At 68.5% G+C, this 1,843-nt stretch carries 1 protein-coding gene; it reads right to left on the reverse strand.

Annotation, left to right across the window (positions count from 1 at the left end):
- Positions 1-1,843: condensation domain-containing protein (locus tag I0C86_RS16100; RefSeq protein WP_196202045.1), on the reverse strand; the 1,843-nt coding region annotated here is incomplete at both ends.

Genomic DNA, 1,843 nt, shown 5'->3' on the forward strand with positions numbered 1-1,843 from the left:
GGTCAGTGACCACGAAGTGCTCGATCTGCGCCACCGCCAGGTTCACCGCACTGGCGTGCGTCACGGCCACCCCCTTCGGGGTACCCGTCGAACCCGACGTGTAGATCACATACGCCAGAGCGTCCGCGTCGGGCGAGTACCGCCGCTGCGGTGTGACAGCGAGCAGGTCCTCCACGTGCCGCACCGGTACGTCCGCCGGAACCTGAGCCTCACGGGCCGCCAGCACCAGGGATGCACCGCTGTCGGACAGCATGAAGCCGATCCGGTCAGCCGGCAGGGCGGTATCCAACGGCAGATATGCCGCACCCGCCTTCCACACACCCAGCACGGCCGTCACCAGCTCCACACCGCGCGGCAGGAACAGCCCGACCAGTGACTCCGGGCCCACACCCAGATCGGACAGGCCGGCGGCCAGCTCATCCGTACGCGCGTCCAGCTGCGCATACGTCAGCCGCACGCCGTCGCCCACGACTGCCGGCGCCTGCGGATGGGCCGCTACCTGCCGCGCGAACAGATCCAGGACTGAGCCGTCCGGCAACTCGGTCCCGGAGTCGTTCCAGCCGTACAGCAACCGGTCCCGCTCACCAGCCTCGAGAATGTCCACCGAGCGCACCGGAAGGTCGGGCTCAGCGGTAACGACATCCAGCACCCTTACGTACGCGGCGGCGATCCGTTCGGCGGTGGCCCGGTCGAACAGATCGGATGCGGCGATCAGCGACACCCGTATGCCCGCCGGTTCTCCTCCCGCACCGAAGGTCTCGCTCACCATCAGGTCCAGATCGCTGCGCACGGCACTCGAGACGCTGTCCGCCACCGGCCGCCGGATGGCGGCCGGTTCCTCGGCGAACCCCTCAGCGCGGGTGTTGTTCTGCAGCGTCAGCACCACCTGGAACAGCGGATGCCGGGACATCGACCGCTCCGGCGCCAGCACCTCCACGAGCCGCTCGAACGGCACATCCTGATGCGCGAGCCCACCGAGGACGGTCTCTCGCACCCGGCTCAGCACCTGCCGGAACTCCGGGTCGCCGGACAGATCGGTGCGGATCACCAGCGTGTTGACGAAGAACCCGACCAGATCATCAAGAGCCTCGTCGGTACGCCCGGCGACGCCCGACCCGATCGGAATGTCGGTGCCCGCACCCAACCGCGACAGCAACACCACAAGAGCGGCCTGCAGCACCATGAACGGCGTGGCGCCTTCCGTCCTCGCCAGTTCGTCCAGTCGCCGGTGTACCACTGCCGGAACAGTCACCGGCACGGCGAGACCCTGGTAACTGGCCACTGCCGGCCGTGGGTGGTCGGTCGGCAGCAGGAGTTCCTCCGGCGCCCCCGCCAGCGCGGTACGCCAGTACGCCACCTGCACCGACAGGAGGCTGTCCGGGTCGGACTCGTCGCCCAGCAGTTCCCGCTGCCAGAGTGCGTAGTCCGCGTACTGCACCGGCAACGGGCCCCAGTCCGGCGCCTCGCCTCGCTGTCGCGCCGTACAGGCGGCCGTGATGTCCCGCATCAGCGGAGCGTTCGACCAGCCGTCCATGGCGACGTGGTGGATCACCAGCGCCAACACCCGATCGCTCGATCCGGCGTCAATCAACGTTGCCTTGATCGGTGCCTCGCTCGCCAGGTCGAACACGTACCGGTGGGCTTGCTGCACCGCCTGGGTCAGCTCATCCGGCTGAACGTCGATGACTTCCAACTCCCACGCCAGCTCGTCAACGGCCAGGATCCGCTGATACGGCTCGCCGTCGGCGACCGCGAACGTTGTCCGCAGTGATTCGTGTCGGCCGATCACGTCCCGCAACGCCTCGGCCAGGGCGGTGGTGTTCACGTCTTCGGGCAGTCGGGT

The sequence above is a fragment of the Plantactinospora alkalitolerans genome (assembly GCF_015690345.1).
GTDB classification, from domain to species: Bacteria; Actinomycetota; Actinomycetes; order Mycobacteriales; family Micromonosporaceae; genus Plantactinospora; species Plantactinospora alkalitolerans.